This is a genomic window from Xanthomonas sp. GPE 39, from assembly GCF_000963005.1.
GTDB lineage: Bacteria > Pseudomonadota > Gammaproteobacteria > Xanthomonadales > Xanthomonadaceae > Xanthomonas_A.
This window is the reverse complement of the sequence record NZ_JZHZ01000007.1, coordinates 1,735,192-1,752,802: the sequence shown is the minus strand read 5'-3', so window position 1 is coordinate 1,752,802 and position 17,611 is coordinate 1,735,192. Positions and strand designations below refer to the sequence as shown.

Annotated in this window: 17 protein-coding genes; 12 read left to right on the top strand and 5 right to left on the bottom strand. The window is 62.9% G+C overall.

Going from position 1 to position 17,611, the window contains the following annotated elements; translation table 11 throughout:
• The coding region (locus tag XALGPE39_RS16420) for a hypothetical protein (RefSeq protein WP_235429770.1) at positions 1-188 on the top strand (188 nt) is incomplete at its 5' end.
• Positions 189-454: 266 nt separating this feature from the next.
• The gene (locus tag XALGPE39_RS07380) at positions 455-718 is read left to right on the top strand and encodes a hypothetical protein (RefSeq protein ID WP_045727623.1); all 264 of its coding nucleotides are present in this window, start codon (positions 455-457) and stop codon (positions 716-718) included.
• Here XALGPE39_RS07380 and smpB read toward each other — a convergent pair.
• Positions 690-1,193 carry an SsrA-binding protein SmpB gene (smpB, locus tag XALGPE39_RS07375; protein ID WP_045727622.1) on the bottom strand — a complete coding sequence of 168 codons (504 nt, stop codon included), beginning with the start codon at positions 1,191-1,193 and terminating at the stop codon, positions 690-692. The genes XALGPE39_RS07380 and smpB overlap by 29 nt on opposite strands.
• Before the next feature lie 61 nt (positions 1,194-1,254).
• On the opposite strand from smpB, the gene XALGPE39_RS07370 reads away from it, so the two are divergent.
• On the top strand, positions 1,255-1,686 hold the full coding sequence (locus tag XALGPE39_RS07370) for a type II toxin-antitoxin system RatA family toxin (RefSeq protein WP_045727621.1): 432 nt from the start codon (positions 1,255-1,257) through the stop codon (positions 1,684-1,686).
• Positions 1,687-1,691: 5 nt separating this feature from the next.
• Positions 1,692-1,946 carry an RnfH family protein gene (locus XALGPE39_RS07365; protein WP_082061847.1) on the top strand — a complete coding sequence of 85 codons (255 nt, stop codon included), beginning with the start codon at positions 1,692-1,694 and terminating at the stop codon, positions 1,944-1,946.
• A 138-nt stretch (positions 1,947-2,084) separates the two neighbouring features.
• Here XALGPE39_RS07365 and bamE read toward each other — a convergent pair whose 3' ends face one another.
• Complete coding sequence (gene bamE, locus XALGPE39_RS07360; RefSeq protein WP_045727619.1) at positions 2,085-2,483, bottom strand: outer membrane protein assembly factor BamE; 399 nt, start codon at positions 2,481-2,483, stop codon at positions 2,085-2,087.
• Positions 2,484-2,585: 102 nt separating this feature from the next.
• Between bamE and fur the strand changes: the two genes are divergently transcribed.
• The gene (gene fur, locus XALGPE39_RS07355; protein WP_045729046.1) at positions 2,586-3,008 is read left to right on the top strand and encodes a ferric iron uptake transcriptional regulator; all 423 of its coding nucleotides are present in this window, start codon (positions 2,586-2,588) and stop codon (positions 3,006-3,008) included.
• A 134-nt stretch (positions 3,009-3,142) separates the two neighbouring features.
• Here fur and recN read toward each other — a convergent pair whose 3' ends face one another.
• Positions 3,143-4,810 (bottom strand): DNA repair protein RecN, encoded by a 1,668-nt coding sequence (gene recN, locus XALGPE39_RS07350; RefSeq protein WP_045727618.1) that lies wholly within the window; start codon positions 4,808-4,810, stop codon positions 3,143-3,145.
• Between the two features lie 116 nt (positions 4,811-4,926).
• Between recN and hrcA the strand changes: the two genes are divergently transcribed.
• The 6 genes from hrcA to XALGPE39_RS07320 all read left to right on the top strand — a co-directional run bounded on the left by hrcA (position 4,927) and on the right by XALGPE39_RS07320 (position 11,528).
• A complete protein-coding gene (gene hrcA / locus XALGPE39_RS07345; protein WP_045727617.1) occupies positions 4,927-5,985 on the top strand; it encodes a heat-inducible transcriptional repressor HrcA in 1,059 nt (352 codons plus the stop codon).
• Positions 5,986-6,153: 168 nt separating this feature from the next.
• Positions 6,154-6,675, top strand: a complete 522-nt coding sequence (gene grpE, locus XALGPE39_RS07340) for a nucleotide exchange factor GrpE (RefSeq protein WP_045727616.1) — start codon at positions 6,154-6,156, stop codon at positions 6,673-6,675.
• A gap of 149 nt (positions 6,676-6,824) precedes the next feature.
• Complete coding sequence (gene dnaK / locus XALGPE39_RS07335; protein ID WP_045727615.1) at positions 6,825-8,750, top strand: molecular chaperone DnaK; 1,926 nt, start codon at positions 6,825-6,827, stop codon at positions 8,748-8,750.
• 149 nt (positions 8,751-8,899) lie between these two features.
• Positions 8,900-10,030, top strand: coding sequence for a molecular chaperone DnaJ (gene dnaJ, locus XALGPE39_RS07330; RefSeq protein ID WP_045727614.1), 1,131 nt, complete (start codon positions 8,900-8,902; stop codon positions 10,028-10,030).
• Between the two features lie 260 nt (positions 10,031-10,290).
• Positions 10,291-10,416 (top strand): hypothetical protein, encoded by a 126-nt coding sequence (locus tag XALGPE39_RS16585; RefSeq protein ID WP_255352721.1) that lies wholly within the window; start codon positions 10,291-10,293, stop codon positions 10,414-10,416.
• On the top strand, positions 10,413-11,528 hold the full coding sequence (locus XALGPE39_RS07320) for a prephenate dehydrogenase (RefSeq protein ID WP_045727612.1): 1,116 nt from the start codon (positions 10,413-10,415) through the stop codon (positions 11,526-11,528). Before XALGPE39_RS16585 ends, XALGPE39_RS07320 begins: the two co-directional genes overlap by 4 nt.
• 417 nt (positions 11,529-11,945) lie before the next feature.
• Here XALGPE39_RS07320 and XALGPE39_RS07315 read toward each other — a convergent pair whose 3' ends face one another.
• Positions 11,946-13,712 carry an ABC transporter transmembrane domain-containing protein gene (locus XALGPE39_RS07315; RefSeq protein WP_045727611.1) on the bottom strand — a complete coding sequence of 589 codons (1,767 nt, stop codon included), beginning with the start codon at positions 13,710-13,712 and terminating at the stop codon, positions 11,946-11,948.
• A complete protein-coding gene (locus XALGPE39_RS07310; RefSeq protein WP_045727610.1) occupies positions 13,709-14,302 on the bottom strand; it encodes a YigZ family protein in 594 nt (197 codons plus the stop codon). Before XALGPE39_RS07310 ends, XALGPE39_RS07315 begins: the two co-directional genes overlap by 4 nt.
• A gap of 380 nt (positions 14,303-14,682) precedes the next feature.
• Between XALGPE39_RS07310 and XALGPE39_RS07305 the strand changes: the two genes are divergently transcribed.
• Positions 14,683-17,577, top strand: coding sequence for a GGDEF and EAL domain-containing protein (locus XALGPE39_RS07305; protein ID WP_045727609.1), 2,895 nt, complete (start codon positions 14,683-14,685; stop codon positions 17,575-17,577).
• Positions 17,578-17,611 lie beyond the last annotated feature (34 nt).

The following is a 17,611-nucleotide window of genomic DNA, read 5'->3' as shown; positions in this document are numbered from 1 at the left end:
TGCTCATGGACACCTCCGAATTAGCCATTTTCCATGGCCTTGAGATGTCTAGGGAACCCTGGGCGTATCACTTCCGCCTGCTCGTGCGTCATCATCGGGCTGAGCGTTGGTTCCACAAACGTCCATTGCAGGTCCGTGCATGGCGTCGCTTTGCATGGCGAATGCTTGATTGTCTTACTGCGGCGTGATGAAGGTTGACGCATGGCTAAAGCCTCCTCGGTTGTACAGGAGCCGCCGCCAACGGCGACGGGATGTCGGGAGGTTCGAAACCGCAGACAGACGGCGGGCTTATTTCCCCGAAGGGTGTTGTATTAGCCGCCCTCCCGACGCAGGCATTGCGTCGGCTTGCACCTGCGAACAGGCACAAAAAACCCACCAGTTTGACGGAGGTGGGTACCGCTGTCTGAGGAGTTTCGAAGCTCCTTGCCGAAGAGATTGCAGTCGGTTGCGTTCGATGTCAACCGATAATCTGCACAATACCTATGCGTGCATTGCCGCCATGGGTACGGTGAGCGGGCAAGGCACCGCGAGCAGGCAGGACGTGGTCAATGCGGCAGGCGGTTCGTCGGACCGCATCGTGATGGGCACACCGAACACGCAGTTGCCCAGCACCAGTCTGTTCAACGTGCAACCCGACGGCGGCCACGCGCTGGTGGAGAGCGATCCACCCTTCACCAATTACCGGTGCATCAAGCGTTCTTGTTGTGCCTGCGCATGATCCGCTGTTTGTCACGGGCCCAGTCGCGGTCTTTGGCCGCGTTGCGCTTATCGTGGTCCTGCTTGCCCTTGGCGAGTGCGATCTCCAGCTTGATCTTGTTCTTGCTCCAATACATCGCCGTGGGGACCAGGGTGTAGCCGTCGCGTTCGACGCGACCGATCAGTTTGTCGATCTCGTTTCGGTGCAGCAGCAGTTTGCGTGTGCGTCTATCGTCCGCGACCACATGGGTGGAGGCTTGGATCAACGGTGTGATCTGCGCGCCGAACAGGAACAGTTCACCTTGACGGACGAACGCGTAGCTTTCACCGATGTTGGCGCGGCCGGCGCGGATCGACTTGACCTCCCAGCCTTGCAGGGCCAGTCCGGCTTCGTATCGGTCCTCCAGGTGGTACTCGTGGCGCGCGCGCTTGTTCAGGGCGATGGTCTTGTTGGCCGTCGCGCCGTTTGCTTTATCCTTGCCAGGTTTCTTGCTCATCTTGCTATTGTCTCCGATTCGGGGCCTCCCGAATCGTCTTGGTCTGATTTCCTCGTATCGAATGCCTATCATCCGCCGCAGCGCTCTGGTCGAACACCCCGCAACGCGCATGTTCGATCTGGTCAACGACGTCGCCGCTTATCCGCGCCGGTTCGCCTGGTGCGATGCGGCCCACATCCTGGAGCAGAGCGACCAGTCTCTGGTGGCGCGGCTGGATCTGGGCTTGGGGTCGTTCCGCACGTGGTTCACCACCGAAAATCTGTTGCAGCGTCCGCACCGGATCGAAATGCTGCTGCGTGACGGCCCATTCAAACGGATGCAAGGCCAGTGGGAGTTTCAGGGCTTCAACGAGCGCGCCAGCAAGGTGAGCTTGATGTTGGACTTCGAGCCTGCCTCGCGGCTGTTGGGGCCAGCGCTGGCGCTGGGTTTCCAGAGTCTGGCTGATCGCATGGTCAACGACTTCGTTCGCGTCGCTGACCAGGAACGGGAATAGCTTGCGTGCAGATCGAGGTGGTGCTGGCCTGGCCGGAGCGATTCGTGTCGCAGACGTTGCAGTTGCACGATGGCGCGACGGTCGCCGATGCGCTGGCCTTGGCGGCGTTGGCCGAGGCGACGCCGGACATGCCCTGTGCGATCTACGGTGAGATTGCCGCGCCGAACCGGGTATTGCAGGATGGTGATCGGGTGGAGCTGCTCAGGCCGCTGCTGGTCGACCCGAAGGATGCCCGTCGGCGGCGCGCCAAGCCGCGTTGAGCGTTGTTGCTTGGCGGCCGATAGGCGCGATGGGCGTGGAGCGGCTAGCAGAACGTCGCCAGTGACAGTCGGTTAGGGGGCATTCCGAGCACTGCTCGGGCCCGTCCGGCGGCGAGGCGGTCGCTTTGTTAGCGACGTTTACTCGCCGCGACGCTGCTTCTTCTTGTCCTTGGCCAGATTGCGGCCGAATTGACGCACGCTGTTCTTGGAGAGTTCCGCATCCTGGTCAGGGAAGTAGTCGCCTTCCCAACGGGTGACCTGATCGTTCTCGAAGAACACCACAAAATTCTTGATCGTGGTCTGCCCCAGCCGGTTGGTGCGCTCGGTTGAGGTGTAGTCCCAGCGTTGGGCATGGAACGGATCCGGGATCGAAGGGCTGCCCAGCAGTGCATTGACCTGCTGCTTGCTTTGTCCAACCTTGAGCTGCTCGACGGCCGACTGCTTGATCAGATTGCCCTGGTAGATGGGCTGCTTGTAGACGATGCCGCAGCTAGCGGTGGACAAGGCAATAGCGGCGACCAGCAGAGGAGTGCGCATCGGGGACAGGACTGAGGGAAATCACGCCGATGATACACTTACCGCGACCGCCGCGACCGATCCAGGGGAGTTGGCGATAAACCCGCTATGAACGGAGACACCATGGAATCCCACGATCTGCGCAAAGTCGGCTTGAAGGTCACGCATCCTCGGATGCGCATACTCGAGCTGCTGGAGCAGAAGTCGGCGCGTCACCACATGACGGCGGAAGAAATCTATCGTCAGTTGATCGACCATGGCGATGAGATTGGCTTGGCCACGGTGTATCGGGTGCTGACGCAGTTCGAAGCGGCGGGGCTCGTGCTCAAGCACAACTTCGAGGGTGGTCAGGCGGTTTATGAACTGGACCGCGGCGTTCACCACGATCACATGGTGGATGTGGATACCGGCAAGATCATCGAGTTCGAAAGCTCGGAAATCGAGGAGTTACAGCGCAAGATCGCCGCCGAGCACGGCTATGAGCTGGAAGAGCACTCGCTGGTGCTGTATGTGCGCAGCAAGCGCTTGGTCGGCAGGCGGGGCTGAGCCCCGGTAATGCGGTCGTCATGCGTCGAATGTGACGGGGCGACGCGCCCCTGCTGGGCGCAGCATCGACGATGCCTGACCTTATCGTACCCCGATCCGTCTTGTAGGCCGTGACGCGATGTGCCCGGTGCGCGTTAGCCGACGCTGAGGAGGAGCCGCTTGGCTGCCGCGCGCGCTTCCTTGCTGACTTCGACCCCGCCGAGCATTCGTGCCAGTTCTTCTTCGCGCTGGCGCGGTTGCAGCAGTTCCACCGCGCTCTGGGTCATGCCCTCGACCGGTGCCTTGCTGACCCGGTAATGGGCATGGCCCTGCGCCGCGACCTGCGGCAGGTGCGTCACGCATAGGACCTGCCGTTGCTCGCCCAGCGCGCGCAACTTCTTGCCGACGATGTCGGCCACGGCACCGCCAATTCCCGAGTCGACTTCGTCGAAAACCATGGTCGGCACGGCATCCAGACCCAGCGCGGCCACTTCGATCGCCAGCGAGATGCGCGAAAGTTCGCCGCCGGAAGCGACTTTGCGCAGGGCACGAGGTGGTTGTCCGGCGTTGGCGGCGACCAGGAATTCGACCCGTTCGGCCCCTGTTGGATCGGGGCGCACGCTCTCGTGCGGTTCGAGCTGGATGAGGAAATGCCCTCCGCTCATGCCGAGTTCGCCGATCAGTGCAGTGGTGTCGCGCGAGAGCGCTTGGGCGCCTTGTATCCGGCTGGCGGTCAGGGCGGTCGCGGCTTCGCGCCAGGCATGGGTGGCCTGCGCGATTTCCGCATCGAGCCCGTCCAGGCGCTCGCCAGCGCCGCGTAGGCGCTCTACTTCGGCCAGCAGTGCGTCACGGTGCGCGCTCAGCGCGTCCACGCCGATCCGGTGTTTGCGTGCCAGGTCGTGTAGGCGCCCAAGCTTGCGTTCCATCTCCTCGAACTGGGCGGGGTCGGCATCGAGGTCGTCGCTCGCCCGTTCGAGCAGTGTCAGCGCCTCTTCCAGTTGGATGCTGGCACTGTCGATCAGGGCCTGGACCTCGCTCAGGCGCGGCTCGTATTCGCCGACCTTGCCCAGTGCATGGCGGGTTTGCTGCAGCATTTCGAGTACCGCTGGTGCGTCGTCGCCGTTGAGCCGTTGCGCTGCGCTCTCGCAGGCCGCGATCAGCGCGGTGGCATGGGCTTGGCGACGGTGGTTGGCGTCCAGCGCAGCGATTGCCGCTGGGTCCAGGTCCTCGCGCTGCAGTTCGCTCAATTGGTGTTGCAGGAAGCCGATGCGGTCGGACACCTCGCCCTGCGCCAGCAGGGTCTCGCGCTCGGCCAGCAGTGCTTGCCAGTGCGTGGCTGCGTTGCGGACCGTGGCGCGCTCGGCTTCGTTGCGGGCGTAGGCGTCGAGCAGGCCGAGCTGGCTGCTGCGCGAAAGCAGCGCCTGGTGTTCGTGCTGGCCGTGGATTTCCACCAGATGGCTGGCCAGTTCGGCCAGTTGCGACAATGTCACCGGACGTCCGTTGATCCAGGCGCGGGAACCGCCATCAGCGCGGATCACGCGGCGCAGTTGGCAGTGTGCGTCGTCGTCCAGTTCGTTCTCGTCCAGCCAGGCACGCGCGGGGGAGGTGGCGGGGATGCTGAATTCGGCCGACAGTTCGGCGCGCTCGGCGCCGTGACGGACCACCCCGCTGTCGGCGCGCAGTCCGGACAGGAAGCCGAGCGCATCGACCATCAGCGACTTGCCGGCCCCGGTTTCACCGGACACCACGGTCATGCCGGGGCCCAATTCCAGTTCGGTGCTGCGAACGACGGCGAAATCCTTGATCGATAGGTGTCTGAGCATGAGGTCTACATCCAGGGCCGCGCAACGCTAGCATGCGCGGGTAGGTGGGCCAATTGACTGACTTGCCAGGCGGGCAGGTAAGGATTATCTATTGTCCAGTCTCACGGGTTGATCCCATGCCTGCTTCCCTGTTCCAGTCCGCCCTCGATCCGCGTGCCCGGCAATTGCTACGCACCCTGATCTCGCGTTACATCCGTGACGGCGAGCCGGTCGGTTCGCAGACCCTGGCCCGCCACGCCGGGCTGGATGTGAGCCCGGCGACGATTCGCAACATCCTGGCCGACCTGGAAGACGCGGGTTTGCTCAGTTCGCCGCACACCTCGGCCGGACGCGTGCCCACCGCCACCGGCTACCGGGTGTTCGTCGACAGCTTGGTGCAGATGCGCCCGCCAGCCGAGGACGAAGTGGCGCGACTACGCGCGGAGATGGCCAATGCCGCCGGCACCCAGGCGCTGCTCGGCAGCGCCTCGGAGTTGTTGTCGGCGATGACCCATTTCGTTGGGGTGGTCAGTGCGCCCAAGCGCGAGCAGTTCGCGTTCCGGCACATCGACTTCGTACCGCTGGATGCGCGGCGCGTGCTGGCGATCCTGGTGTTCGCCGACAATGAAGTGCAAAACCGGGTGATCGAGCCGCGCAAGGCCTACGAGCCGGCGGAACTGGAACGCGTCGCCAATTATCTGAACGCCCATTTCGCCGGGCGCGCCCTGGCCGACATCCGCGCCAGCCTGTTGCGCGACCTGCGCCGCGCACGCGACGCGATGGAACAATTGCTTGCCCACAGTGTTGAATTGGCCGAACAAGCGCTGGCCCCGGTCGGCGACGATGTCGTGCTGGCCGGGCAGACCAAGCTGATGGGGGTGCAGGATCTGTCGGACTTGGAGCGGTTGCGCGAACTGTTCGAGGTTTTCGCCAGCAAGCGCGAAATCCTGCAACTGCTGGAGCGCACCATCCGTGCCCCAGGGGTGCGCATCTTCATCGGCGAGGAGACCGGCATGGTGCCGCTGGAGAGCGTGTCGCTGGTGACGGCGCCCTACATGGCCGGTGGTCAGGTGCTTGGCGTGCTGGGGGTGATCGGCCCCAAGCGCATGGACTACGACCGGGTCATCCCGCTGGTGCAGATCGCCGCCGAGGTGCTGGGTGCAAGGCTCGACCCGGCTCCGTCTGATGAACGTTGACGGTCGGCGCGGTTAGCCCTTGTCGATCAGGCCTTCTGCTGTGCGCCATCGCTTCTATCTCCCGTTCCGCCCTTTCCCTGCAACACAGCATCTTGAATCCTTGCGCATCGCCCACATTAGGTGGTCCGGTAGCGCGGGTGTACCTCCCGCCAGGGACACAGACCAGACATGAGCCAAGATCACCCCGAATTCGATTCTGAACATCTGACCGAGGCGCAACAGCCTGCGACCGATCCGCTACAGGCGGAGTTGGAGACGCTGCGCAGCGAACTGGCCCTGGTCAAGGCCGATGCCCTGCGCGAACGGGCCGACCTGGAAAATCAGCGCAAGCGCATCGCGCGCGATGTGGAGCAGGCGCGTAAGTTCGCCAACGAGCGTCTGCTCGGCGACTTATTGCCGGTGTTCGACAGCCTGGATGCGGGGCTGACCGCCGCCGGCAGCGAATCCAGTCCGCTGCGCGATGGTCTGGAACTGACCTACAAGCAACTGCTCAAGGTCGCTGCCGACAATGGATTGACCCTGCTCGACCCGGCTGGGCAGCCGTTCGACCCCGAGCACCACCAGGCAATCAGTGAGGCCGAGGTAGAGGGCGTCGCTCCGGGACACGTGATTCAGGTATTCCAGAAAGGCTACCTGCTCAACGAGCGCCTGCTGCGTCCAGCCCTGGTGGTGGTGGCCAAGCACGATTGAGCGCGGCTACCGCCTGCGCATGAACCGGATGCGGCGGTGGCGGTAGAACGCAAATTTGCGGCGATGGCTTGAATGATCTGCGGCCATCCCTATATCCGAACCAGACCCCCGGCACAGGCCGGACACACGACATTTCAGGAGTCATTCCAATGGGCAAGATCATCGGCATCGACCTGGGCACGACCAATTCGTGCGTGGCGATCATGGACGGCGGCAAGGCTCGCGTCATCGAGAATTCCGAGGGCGACCGCACCACGCCTTCGATCGTCGCCTACACCAAGGACGGCGAAGTGTTGGTGGGCGCCTCGGCCAAGCGCCAGGCGGTGACCAACCCGAAGAACACCTTCCATGCGGTCAAGCGTCTGATCGGCCGTAAATTCGGCGATGCCGAAGTGCAGAAGGACATTGGCCTGGTCCCTTACTCCATCGCCCAGCACGACAACGGCGATGCCTGGGTGGCCACCGCCGACGGACGCAAGCTGGCACCGCAGGAAATTTCCGCGCAGGTGCTGGAAAAGATGAAAAAGACCGCTGAGGCGTTTCTCGGCGAGACGGTGACCGAGGCCGTCATCACCGTGCCGGCGTACTTCAACGATAGCCAGCGTCAGGCGACCAAGGACGCCGGTCGTATCGCCGGCTTGGATGTCAAGCGCATCATCAACGAGCCGACGGCGGCGGCGCTTGCCTATGGCTTGGACAAGGCGCACGGCGGCGACCGCAAGATTGCCGTGTACGACCTGGGTGGCGGCACCTTCGACGTGTCGATCATCGAAATCGCCAATGTCGACGGCGAAAAGCAGTTCGAAGTACTGGCCACCAACGGCGACACCTTCCTGGGTGGCGAAGATTTCGACAAGCGCGTCATCGACTATCTGGTGGACGAGTTCAACAAGGATCAGGGAATCGACCTGCGCAAGGATCCGTTGGCGCTACAGCGTCTGAAGGATGCCGCCGAGCGTGCCAAGATCGAGCTGTCGTCCTCGCAGCAGACCGAAGTCAACCTGCCTTACGTCACCGCCGACGCGTCTGGCCCGAAGCATCTGAACATCAAGCTGACCCGGGCCAAGCTCGAAGCGCTGGTGGAAGATCTGGTCAAGCGCACCATCGATCCGTGCCGCACCGCGCTGAACGACGCCGGTCTGCGCGCCAGCGACATCACCGAGGTGATCCTGGTCGGTGGGCAGACCCGTATGCCCAAGGTGCAGCAGGCCGTGGCCGAGTTCTTCGGCAAGGACCCGCGCAAAGACGTCAACCCGGATGAGGCGGTGGCGTTGGGCGCGGCGATCCAGGGCGGTGTGCTGGCCGGCGACGTCAAGGACGTCTTGCTGCTCGACGTGACCCCGCTGAGCCTGGGAATCGAGACCCTGGGCGGCGTGTTCACCAAGATCATCGAGAAGAACACCACCATCCCGACCAAGGCCGCGCAGGTGTTTTCCACCGCCGATGACAATCAGTCGGCAGTGACCGTGCATGTGTTGCAGGGCGAACGCGAACAGGCTCGCTACAACAAGTCCTTGGCCAAGTTCGATCTGTCCGGCATCGAACCGGCGCCACGCGGCCTGCCGCAGGTGGAGGTGTCCTTCGACATCGACGCCAACGGCATCCTGCACGTGTCGGCCAAAGACAAGAAGACCAACAAGGAACAGAAGGTCGAGATCAAGGCTGGCTCGGGCCTGTCAGATGCGGAAATCCAGCGGATGGTCGCCGACGCCGAAGCCAACCGCGAGGAAGACAAGAAGTTCCACGAGTTGGTGCAGGCGCGCAACCAGGCCGACGGCTTGATCCACTCCACGCGCAGCGCGATCACCGAGCATGGCAGCAAGGTCGGCGGTGACGTGATCGGTAAGGTCGAAGCCGCACTGGCGGATTTGGAAACCGCGATGAAGGGCGAGGACAAGAGCCAGATCGAGGCCAAGACCAAAACCTTGGAGGAGGTCGGCCAGTCGTTGTACGCGGCGGCCGCGGCCGGTGGCGAGCAGCCGGCCGGTGCCAGTGCCGGTGGCGCGCACGCGTCCTCGTCGGCCGACGACGTGGTCGACGCCGAGTTCACCGAAGTCAAGGACGGCAAGAAGTAAAGCTGGGATGCGTGACCCGGGACCCGGCAGGGTAGCTTGCCGGGTCCCGTTGCTGTCCGCGTCCAAGGTTTCTTATCGTCTGGAGTGACTATCGTGTATCAATCTTTCGCCATGCCGGGTCCCGCATCCCGCGTCCGGAGCCACGACCAATGAGCAAACGCGACTATTACGAAGTGCTGGGTGTGGCCCGCACTGCCAGCGACGAGGACCTGAAGAAGGCGTATCGGCGTTGCGCGATGAAGTACCACCCGGACCGCAATCCGGGCGATCAGGCCGCCGAGGCCGCCTTCAAAGAATGCAAGGAAGCCTACGAAGTGCTGTCCGATGGCAGCAAGCGGCGCATGTACGACGCACACGGCCATGCGGCCTTCGAGCATGGCATGGGTGGGATGGGCGGTGGGCCCGGCGGCGCGGACATGGGAGATATCTTCGGCGATATCTTCGGCAATATTTTTGGCGGTGTCGGTGCGGGGGGGCGGACGACGCGGCGCGGTGCCGATATCGGTTACGTGCTGGAACTGGATCTTGAAGACGCGGTGGTCGGTATCGAGCGGCGTATCGAGATCCCGACCTTGGCCGAGTGCGAGCATTGCCATGGCAGCGGCTCGGAAGACGGCAAAGTCGAAACCTGTGGCACCTGCAATGGGCGTGGTCAGGTGCGTATCCAGCGCGGCATCTTTGCCATGCAGCAAACCTGTCCGCAGTGCGGCGGGCGCGGTCACATCATAAAAAACCCCTGCGTGGTGTGTCATGGTGCCGGGCGGGTGCAAGAGACCAAAGTCTTGTCGGTCAAGATTCCCGCTGGCGTGGACAACGGCGACCGTATCCGTCTGTCCGGCGAGGGCGAGGCTGGCCCTGCCGGTGCTCCGCCAGGCGACCTGTACGTGGAAGTGCGGGTGCGCGAGCATCCGATCTTCAAGCGCGACGGCGATGATCTGCATTGCGAAGTGCCGATCCGCATCTCGCAGGCGGCACTGGGCGATATCGTGCGTGTGGCGACGCTGGGCGGCGAAGCGGAAATCCGCATTCCCGCCGAAACTCAGACCGGCAAGCTGTTCCGCCTGCGCGGTAAGGGTGTGCGTTCGGTGCGCAGCCGTGGCGAAGGCGATCTGTACTGTCGCGTGGTGGTTGAGACCCCGGTCAACCTCACTGCCGACCAGCGTAAGTTGCTTGAGCAGTTCGAGGCGACGTTCACTGGCGAGGACGCACGCAAGCATTCGCCGAAGTCGGCAACCTTCATCGATGGGGTGAAGGGGTTCTGGGATCGGATGACGTCCTAGCGGTGCCGATTCGTCGGCTCTTCGCCAATCCGCTGCTGTATGGCGGTTCTGTCGTGTGTGATCGTGACGGTTGCTTCGGTCGCGATGTTTGCCGCGACGCGTGTGGCGATTTGGACCGGCTCCACACATCAGCCGCGATGCCTGACGCAGGCAGCGCGGCTGTTCCGTTCGCAGCCAGTCGTTTTTATCAAATCGCGTGATCGCAATGCGACACGCTCATGGCTGCCTGCGGTTCCAGATCGCGGCGCTACACTAGCGTGATGAACGCATCCACCGAGCGTCATCTTCTTCATCCACGTTGGCGATGGCTCGACGGGCCAGTGACGGTCGACGTCGTTTCCATTCCCGCCTCGCCGTTGCGGTGCGCCGCCGAGCGTTTGCAATGAGCAGCCTGCAGCCGGTTGTCGGCATCGTGGGCAGTGCGGGGGCTTATGGTCGCTGGCTGAGTCGCTTTTTTCGCGAGCGCATGCAGTTGCAGGTCGTGGGCCACGATCCGACCGATCCGCAATCGTGCGACCCGGACACGCTGCTGCAACGCGCGCAGGTGTTGATCTTCTCGGTCCCGATCCGGCACACGCCGGCGCTGATCGGTGAGTACGTGCAACGTGCCGCTGGACGCGAACGCGGACAACTCTGGCTCGACGTGACTTCAGTCAAGCGTGAACCCGTCGCGGCGATGCTCGCCTCGCAGGCGGACGTGGCCGGGTTGCACCCGATGACCGCGCCGCCGAAGTCGCCTACGCTCAAGGGCAGGGTGATGGTGGTGTGCGAAGCGCGTGTGGCGCAGTGGCAGCCCTGGCTGCAACACCTGTACGCCGCGTTGGAAGCCGAATGCGTGCGCACCACCCCCGACCACCACGACCAGGTCATGGCCCTGGTGCAGGCGATGGTCCATGCCAGTCATCTGGCGCAGGCGGGTGTGTTGCGCGAGTACGCGCCGACGCTGGGATCGTTGCAGGCATTGCTGCCGTATCGCTCGGCCTCGTTCGAACTGGATACGGCGATCATCGCGCGCATTCTGGCGTTGAATCCGGCCATCTACGAGGACATCCAATTCGGCAATCCGCATGTCGGTGCCGTGCTGGACGGGTTGATTGCGCAATTGTCGCGGTTGCGCGCGCAGGTCGCCTGTGGCGACGATGTCGCGCGAGCGCAGTTCCGTGCCGATTTCCTCGACGCCAATCGCCAGGCCATGGGGGCCGAGGTAATCGCCCAAGGCAATTACAGTTACGAGCGAGTCGGTTATTTGCTTGCCGATCTCACCGAGCAGCTCACGCTCAGCGTCTATCTGCCGCAGGACCGTGCCGGCTCGCTGCGGACCCTGCTGTATGTGTTCGAGCGCCATCGGGTGAATCTGGCATCGATCCATTCTTCGCGTACCCCGGCAGGCGAGTTGCATTTCCGTCTGGGCTTCGATCCGGCCACCGAGGCTGTCGCGTTACAGGCTGCGGCAGCCGAAATCGATGCCAGCGGCATCGGCCGGGTCTTGGCGGATTGATCGGGGTGGACGACTCCATGTTTATCCATCTGCGGGAACGGATGTCGATAGTCCCAAGGCTTGCTCCCACAGGGAGAGGGTCGTCCACAGATGCTGTGGATGGATCTCGGATAAACCTGTGGACAACCGTTTGAATGCCTTGCCTGGCGGGCCTGTCAAGAGGTGTGGTGAAAAATTGACCGGCGTCACACCTGCTTCTGGGTAAGCGGCTGGAACAAGGCGGTACATGGGCAGGTGCCCCTGGCCCTGATGCGCTGGTCGAACGACGCTCCTTGAGCGGTTGACCATGGCGGGTCAGCGCTCTCCCGTCGGTCTGGTCGCCGCACACTGCACGGCGCCGTGCTGACAAGGGTGAAGCGACCGGGGTGAAGCGACCGGCTGCAATGCGAACCTGGCCGCGCCAGGTGTGTGCTGGATTCAATCGATGAACTGTAGTCGCGCCAGTTCGGCGTATAGCCCGCCCTGTGCGAGCAGCGTGTCGTGGGTGCCCTGGGCGACGATGCGGCCGTGGTCCATCACCACGATGCGGTCTGCCTTGAGCACGGTCGCCAGGCGGTGCGCGATCACCAGCGTCGTGCGTCCTGCCATCAGTCGTTCCAGCGCATGTTGCACGGCGTATTCGCTCTGTGCGTCCAGTGCGCTGGTCGCCTCGTCCAGCAGCAGGATCGGGGCGTCTTTGAGCAGTGCGCGGGCGATGGCGATGCGCTGTTGCTGGCCGCCGGACAGGCGCGCGCCGCGCTCCCCGAGCTCGCTGGCATAGCCTTCAGGCAACTGGCGCAGGAAGGCATCGGCTTCCGCCGCGCGTGCGGCGGCCGCGACCTCGGCGTCGCTGGCTTGGAGCCGGCCGTAGCGAATGTTGTCGGCGGCACTGCTTGCAAACAGGGTGGGGTGCTGCGGTACCAGGCTGATGGCTTCGCGCAGATGCGCAGGATCCAGTGCACGCACGTCGATGCCGTCCACCTGCACATTGCCCGATTGCGGATCGTGGAAACGCATCAACAGTGCCAGCACGGTACTCTTGCCGGCACCGGAGGGGCCGACCAGGGCCACGCTCTCGCCGGGGCGGACATGCAGATCGAAGCCATCCAGTGCCGGATGTTCGTCGCGTTGTGGATAGCGAAAGCTGACGTTTTCGAAGCGGACTTCGCCGCGCAGCGGCTGCGGCAGGGTGCGCGGTTGTGCTGGCGCCACCACCTCGGAGCGTTCGTCGAATAACTCGGCGATGCGGCCCATCCCGCCGCTTGCACGCTGCAGTTCGTTCCAGACTTCGGCCAGCGAGGCCACCGAGCCGCCGCCGAACATGGCATACAGCACGAACTGGCCGAGTGTGCCGGCACTGAGTGTGCCGGCGGCAACCTCGTGCGCGCCGGACCACAACACCAGCACGATGGCACCGAACACCAGCAGGATCCCCATGACGGTGATCAGCGCCTGCGCACGCACTCTGCGTTGCGCCACTGCCACGGTCTGCCTAAGCGCCTGGCCGAACCGCTCCCGCTCGTAAGGTTCGCGCGCATACGCCTGCACCGTGCGTACCGCGCCCAGCGTTTCGGCGGCCAGTGTGTTGGCGTCGGCGATGCGGTCCTGGCTGGCACGGGCGATCTTTTGCAGACGGCGTGCGCCGATCACGATCGGCAACACTGCCAGTGGGATCCCCAGCAGGGTATAGGCTGCCAGATGTGGGCTGGTCACGCACAGCATCGCCATGCTGCCAATCGCGGTGACCATGCTGCGTAATGCGACCGACATCGTGCTACCGATGACGCCGCGCAATAACTCGCTGTCGGCCGATAGGCGCGAGACCAGTTCGCCGCTGCGATTGCGGTCGTGAAAGCCGGAATGCAGGCCGATCAGATGCGCGTACAGCCGCTCGCGCAGGTCTGCGATGACTTTCTCGCCGAGCAGCGACACGAAGTAGAAACGTGCTGCGGTGGCGATTGCCAACACCACCGCCACCGCGAACAACAAGGCGAAGGATTGGTTGATACGGCTGGGGTCGCTGAAGCCGTGGTCGATCATCTGCCGCACCGCCATTGGCAGGCTCAGCGTGGAGCTGGAGGAGATCGCCAGGGCCACCAGCCAGGCCACGAGCAGGCCACGTCGGTGTTGAACGAACGGCCATAGGGCGCGCAGATTGCCGAGCTTGCGTAGCGATTTGGCCCGGTCGGTCGATGGGATGTTCATGCAGTTGGGGGTTCCGAATAACGGACTCGGTCGCCAGTGGCGTCGCGAAGACGAGTTTTCAAGGCGTTCAGACGTTCTTGGGGTAAGCGCAGGTGCAGTTCGGCGCCGTCGGCATTGAAGCGCTCATCGAGTTTTTCCGCCGCGCCGCTGTTCAGCGCCGCATGCACTGTGCCTAGATCGTCGAAGTGACAGTGCACGGTCAGTAGGCTCGACGTCAGCAGTGGTTGTCGCGATGCCTGCCGCAGGCATTGTGCCGCGCAGCCACCATAGGCGCGGATCAGGCCACCTGCACCAAGCTTGGTGCCGCCGAACCAGCGCGTCACTACGACCACCACCTGATCCATGCCGTGGCCGTCGATGGCTGCCAGGATCGGACGCCCGGCGGTCCCGGCGGGCTCGCCGTCGTCGCTAGAGCGGTACGCGGTGCCGTGACGGTAGGCCCAGCAGTTGTGGGTGGCATCGGCTGACGCGACTTGTTGGACGAACGTCAGTGCCGCGCTGGCGTTAGCAATCGGCGCGGCATGGGCGAGGAAGCGGCTGCGCTTGATCTCTATGCCGTGACGGATGGTGTGGGTGAGCGTATCGGGCATCGCTGGCATTGTAGACGAGCTGAGAACACGGCTTGCCGTCTGCGTTCGCTGCAAGTAGCGACCCAGGTTCAATTCTGTTGGAGTGCTCCAACGTGCTGGCGTTGCAGTTGGTCGTACTTGGGAGCGTGGTGGGGGATGGGCCTGTTTATCCGCATGTTCAGGAACGCATTCAGCCCCGATTGCCGCGATCACGCTTGTTCCACGGCTCGCCGATGATCGCACGCCTTCAGGCGTGCGGTATTCGGGCAGACTCGGCCGGTGCCGGTGCCTTGGAGATGGGGTCAACTCCACAAATGCGTTGATTACCTAACGAAGATGCTGTCGTCAATATGGGGTGTGTGGGGTAGTCTGACGTCTAGCCGGCAGCAGAGTCGTCGTCGATGTTGTCCAATCCGTCCGCTATCGCCAGCGAGTCTCAACAGAGCAGCACTAGCGCGCTTGCCTACAGCGCGCAGGTGCTATGTGAACTATTGCCGCCTGGTAGCGCGGTGGCGATTGGCTGCGGCGACGGCGTGGCCGGACGTCTGTGCGGTGCTACCTCGCAGGCGCCGGAATGGTTGCCTGCAATGGTGTTTGATGCGTTGGCCGATCCGGCGTTGGTGGTGTCGGCAGTGCCGGCTCTGCTGCATGTGCAGCATATGGACGAAGCTGCTTGCGTTGCGGTGGCGGCGCAACTGGCGCAGCCATTATCCGCGTCACAGACCAAGGCTTGGTGCGATATCGCTATCGCGTTCGGTCAGTGCTTGCTCGATAGCGAGCGGATGCGTCTACGCATCCAGAGCCTGGAAAAGTCCAAGCAACTACAGCAAGCGTTGTACGAGATCGCCAACCTTGCAGCTGCCGATCTGGAAATAGGGAAGATGCTGCAGCGCGTGCATGCCGTGCTGGAATCATTGATGCACGCGGAGAATTGCTACATCGTCGAGTATGACGAAGATCAGCAGAGCATGCGCTTTCTGTACTTCTGCGATCGCTACGATGACTTTTCTGCCGATCCGCAGCAGACGTACTTATTGCGTGATATGCCGCATAGCCTCATCGGCGCGCTGTTACGACATGGCCGTGCCGTGCGGGGGCCATCGAAACATGTGCGCAAACGCCTGCATGTGGAATATAGCTCCGCGCATGGCCCAGAAAGCAAGCATTGGCTGGGCGTACCGATGTTGCGCGATGGCAGGGTGTGCGGCGCCATCGTGGTGCAGAATTACGACCATGCGTTGCGCTATACCGATGCCGACAGTGCCTTGCTGGCTTATGTGGCGCAGTACGTGCAGACGGCGATGGATCGACGTCATCTCCGGATGCAATTCGAGCAGAGTATGCAGTTACGCACCGAGCAATTGCAGCGCGCCAATCGCGACCTTCAGGACGAGATTCAGGAGCGCGAGCGTTCAGAAGCCCTGCAACTGGCGTTATTTAGCATCACCGAGTTGGCGATTCGCTCGGAAAGTTTGCAGAAGTTCTATGCCGAGGTGCACGCCATCATCGGCGCGTTGATCGAAGCCCGTAACCTGTATATCGCCTTGTTGTCCGACGACGCGACGATGCTAGATTTCGTCTATTCGGTGGACGAATACACCCAGCACCGGCCGCAGCGACGTTTCGGTCGTGGCATGACCGAATATGTCATGCGTATCCACCGGCCACAATTGCTGGAACGCGAGGCGATCGACGCGCTCATCGAGCAGGGAGAGGTTCAGACGAATGGCCCGCGCTCGCAAAGTTGGCTGAGCGTGCCCTTGTTCGATGAGGGCAAGGTGATTGGCGTGATCACCGTGCAGAGCTACACCAAGCATGTGCGCTTCACCGAAGACGATCAGCGATTACTGACCTTCGTCGCACACAATGTCGTCAGCGGTCTAGCGCGGCAGCACGCGCAGCAGCGCATACGTCTGGCGCATGCCGAACTGGAACATCGGGTGGACGAACGCACCCGCGAACTGGCCGAGGTCAATGAGCAGTTGCTGGCCCAGATTGCAGAGCGCGGACTCGCCGAGCAACGCTTGACCCACCAGGCGCTGCACGATGCGCTGACCGGCCTGCCAAATCGTTTGCAATTGCTCGACCGGCTCGGCAAGGCGATTGAGCACGCACGCGGTGGCCAGTGCAAGACTTTCGCCGTCTTGTTCCTTGATCTGGATCGGTTCAAATCGGTTAACGACAGCATCGGCCATGCCGCTGGCGACGAGATGCTGATAGAGGTCGCTAAGCGGATCGTCTCCACGATTCGCTCCGACGATCTAGTCGCGCGTCTGGGGGGCGACGAGTTCGCGATCCTCATGTCGTGCGACATTGGGGTGGACGGTGCCTGTGAATTGGCGCGGCGGCTGCTGCATGTGCTTGGTCAGCCGATGTGGATCTGGATCGCTGGTCGTGAAGTGTTACCCTCCGGCAGCCTTGGGATTGCGTTCTGGCATCCGCGCTACACCCATGGCCATGAGTTGCTACGCGATGCGGATGCAGCGATGTACCGGGCCAAGGCCCAAACCCATGACCGTTGCGCGGTATTCGACGAGGCCATGCACGAGGCCTCGTTGCGTAGCCGGGATCTTGAAGTGGACCTGCGCCGGGCGATCAACCACGGAGATTTCGAGCCGTTCTATCAGCCGATCGTGCGCTTGGACGACGGTCAGGTGATCGGCCACGAAGCGTTGCTGCGTTGGCACCACGACAGACGTGGCATGCTGTTGCCGGGCCAGTTCGTCGACATTGGTGAAGAAAGCGGACTGATCGAGCAAGTCGATTGGTTGCTGTATGAACAGGTGATCCGGCGTCTCGTGCAGGAGCAGGACGGCTATGTCTCGGTGAATGTGTCCCCGCGACATTTTCGCTCTGCGGATTTTGCCGAACGTCTGTTCGGCCTTATCGAGACATATGGCGTTGATCCGTCCCGCTTGCGGGTGGAGATCACCGAGGTTGCACTGCTGGACGATACGACGCGTACTTACGATATTCTGCAATCCTTGCGCGAGCGCGGTGTGCTGGCGCAACTGGATGATTTTGGTACCGGCTTTTCGGCGTTGTCTTGCCTTCACCGCTTCCCGATTTCTGTGCTCAAGATCGACCAGAGTTTCGTCGCTGCACTGCATGATGAAGCGGGCGTCGGCAGGCATACAATGGTGCGTGGCATCCTGGCCCTGGCCGACACACTGGGCATCGAGACGGTTGGTGAAGGCATCGAGACCGAGCAGCAACTGGCGACGTTGCGTGAGCTAGGTTGCACATACGGGCAGGGATATTTGCTTGGGCGGCCGATACCCGCACTGGTCGTATGAGCGCGATCGCTGTGCTGCTGTAGCGCAACCTTCT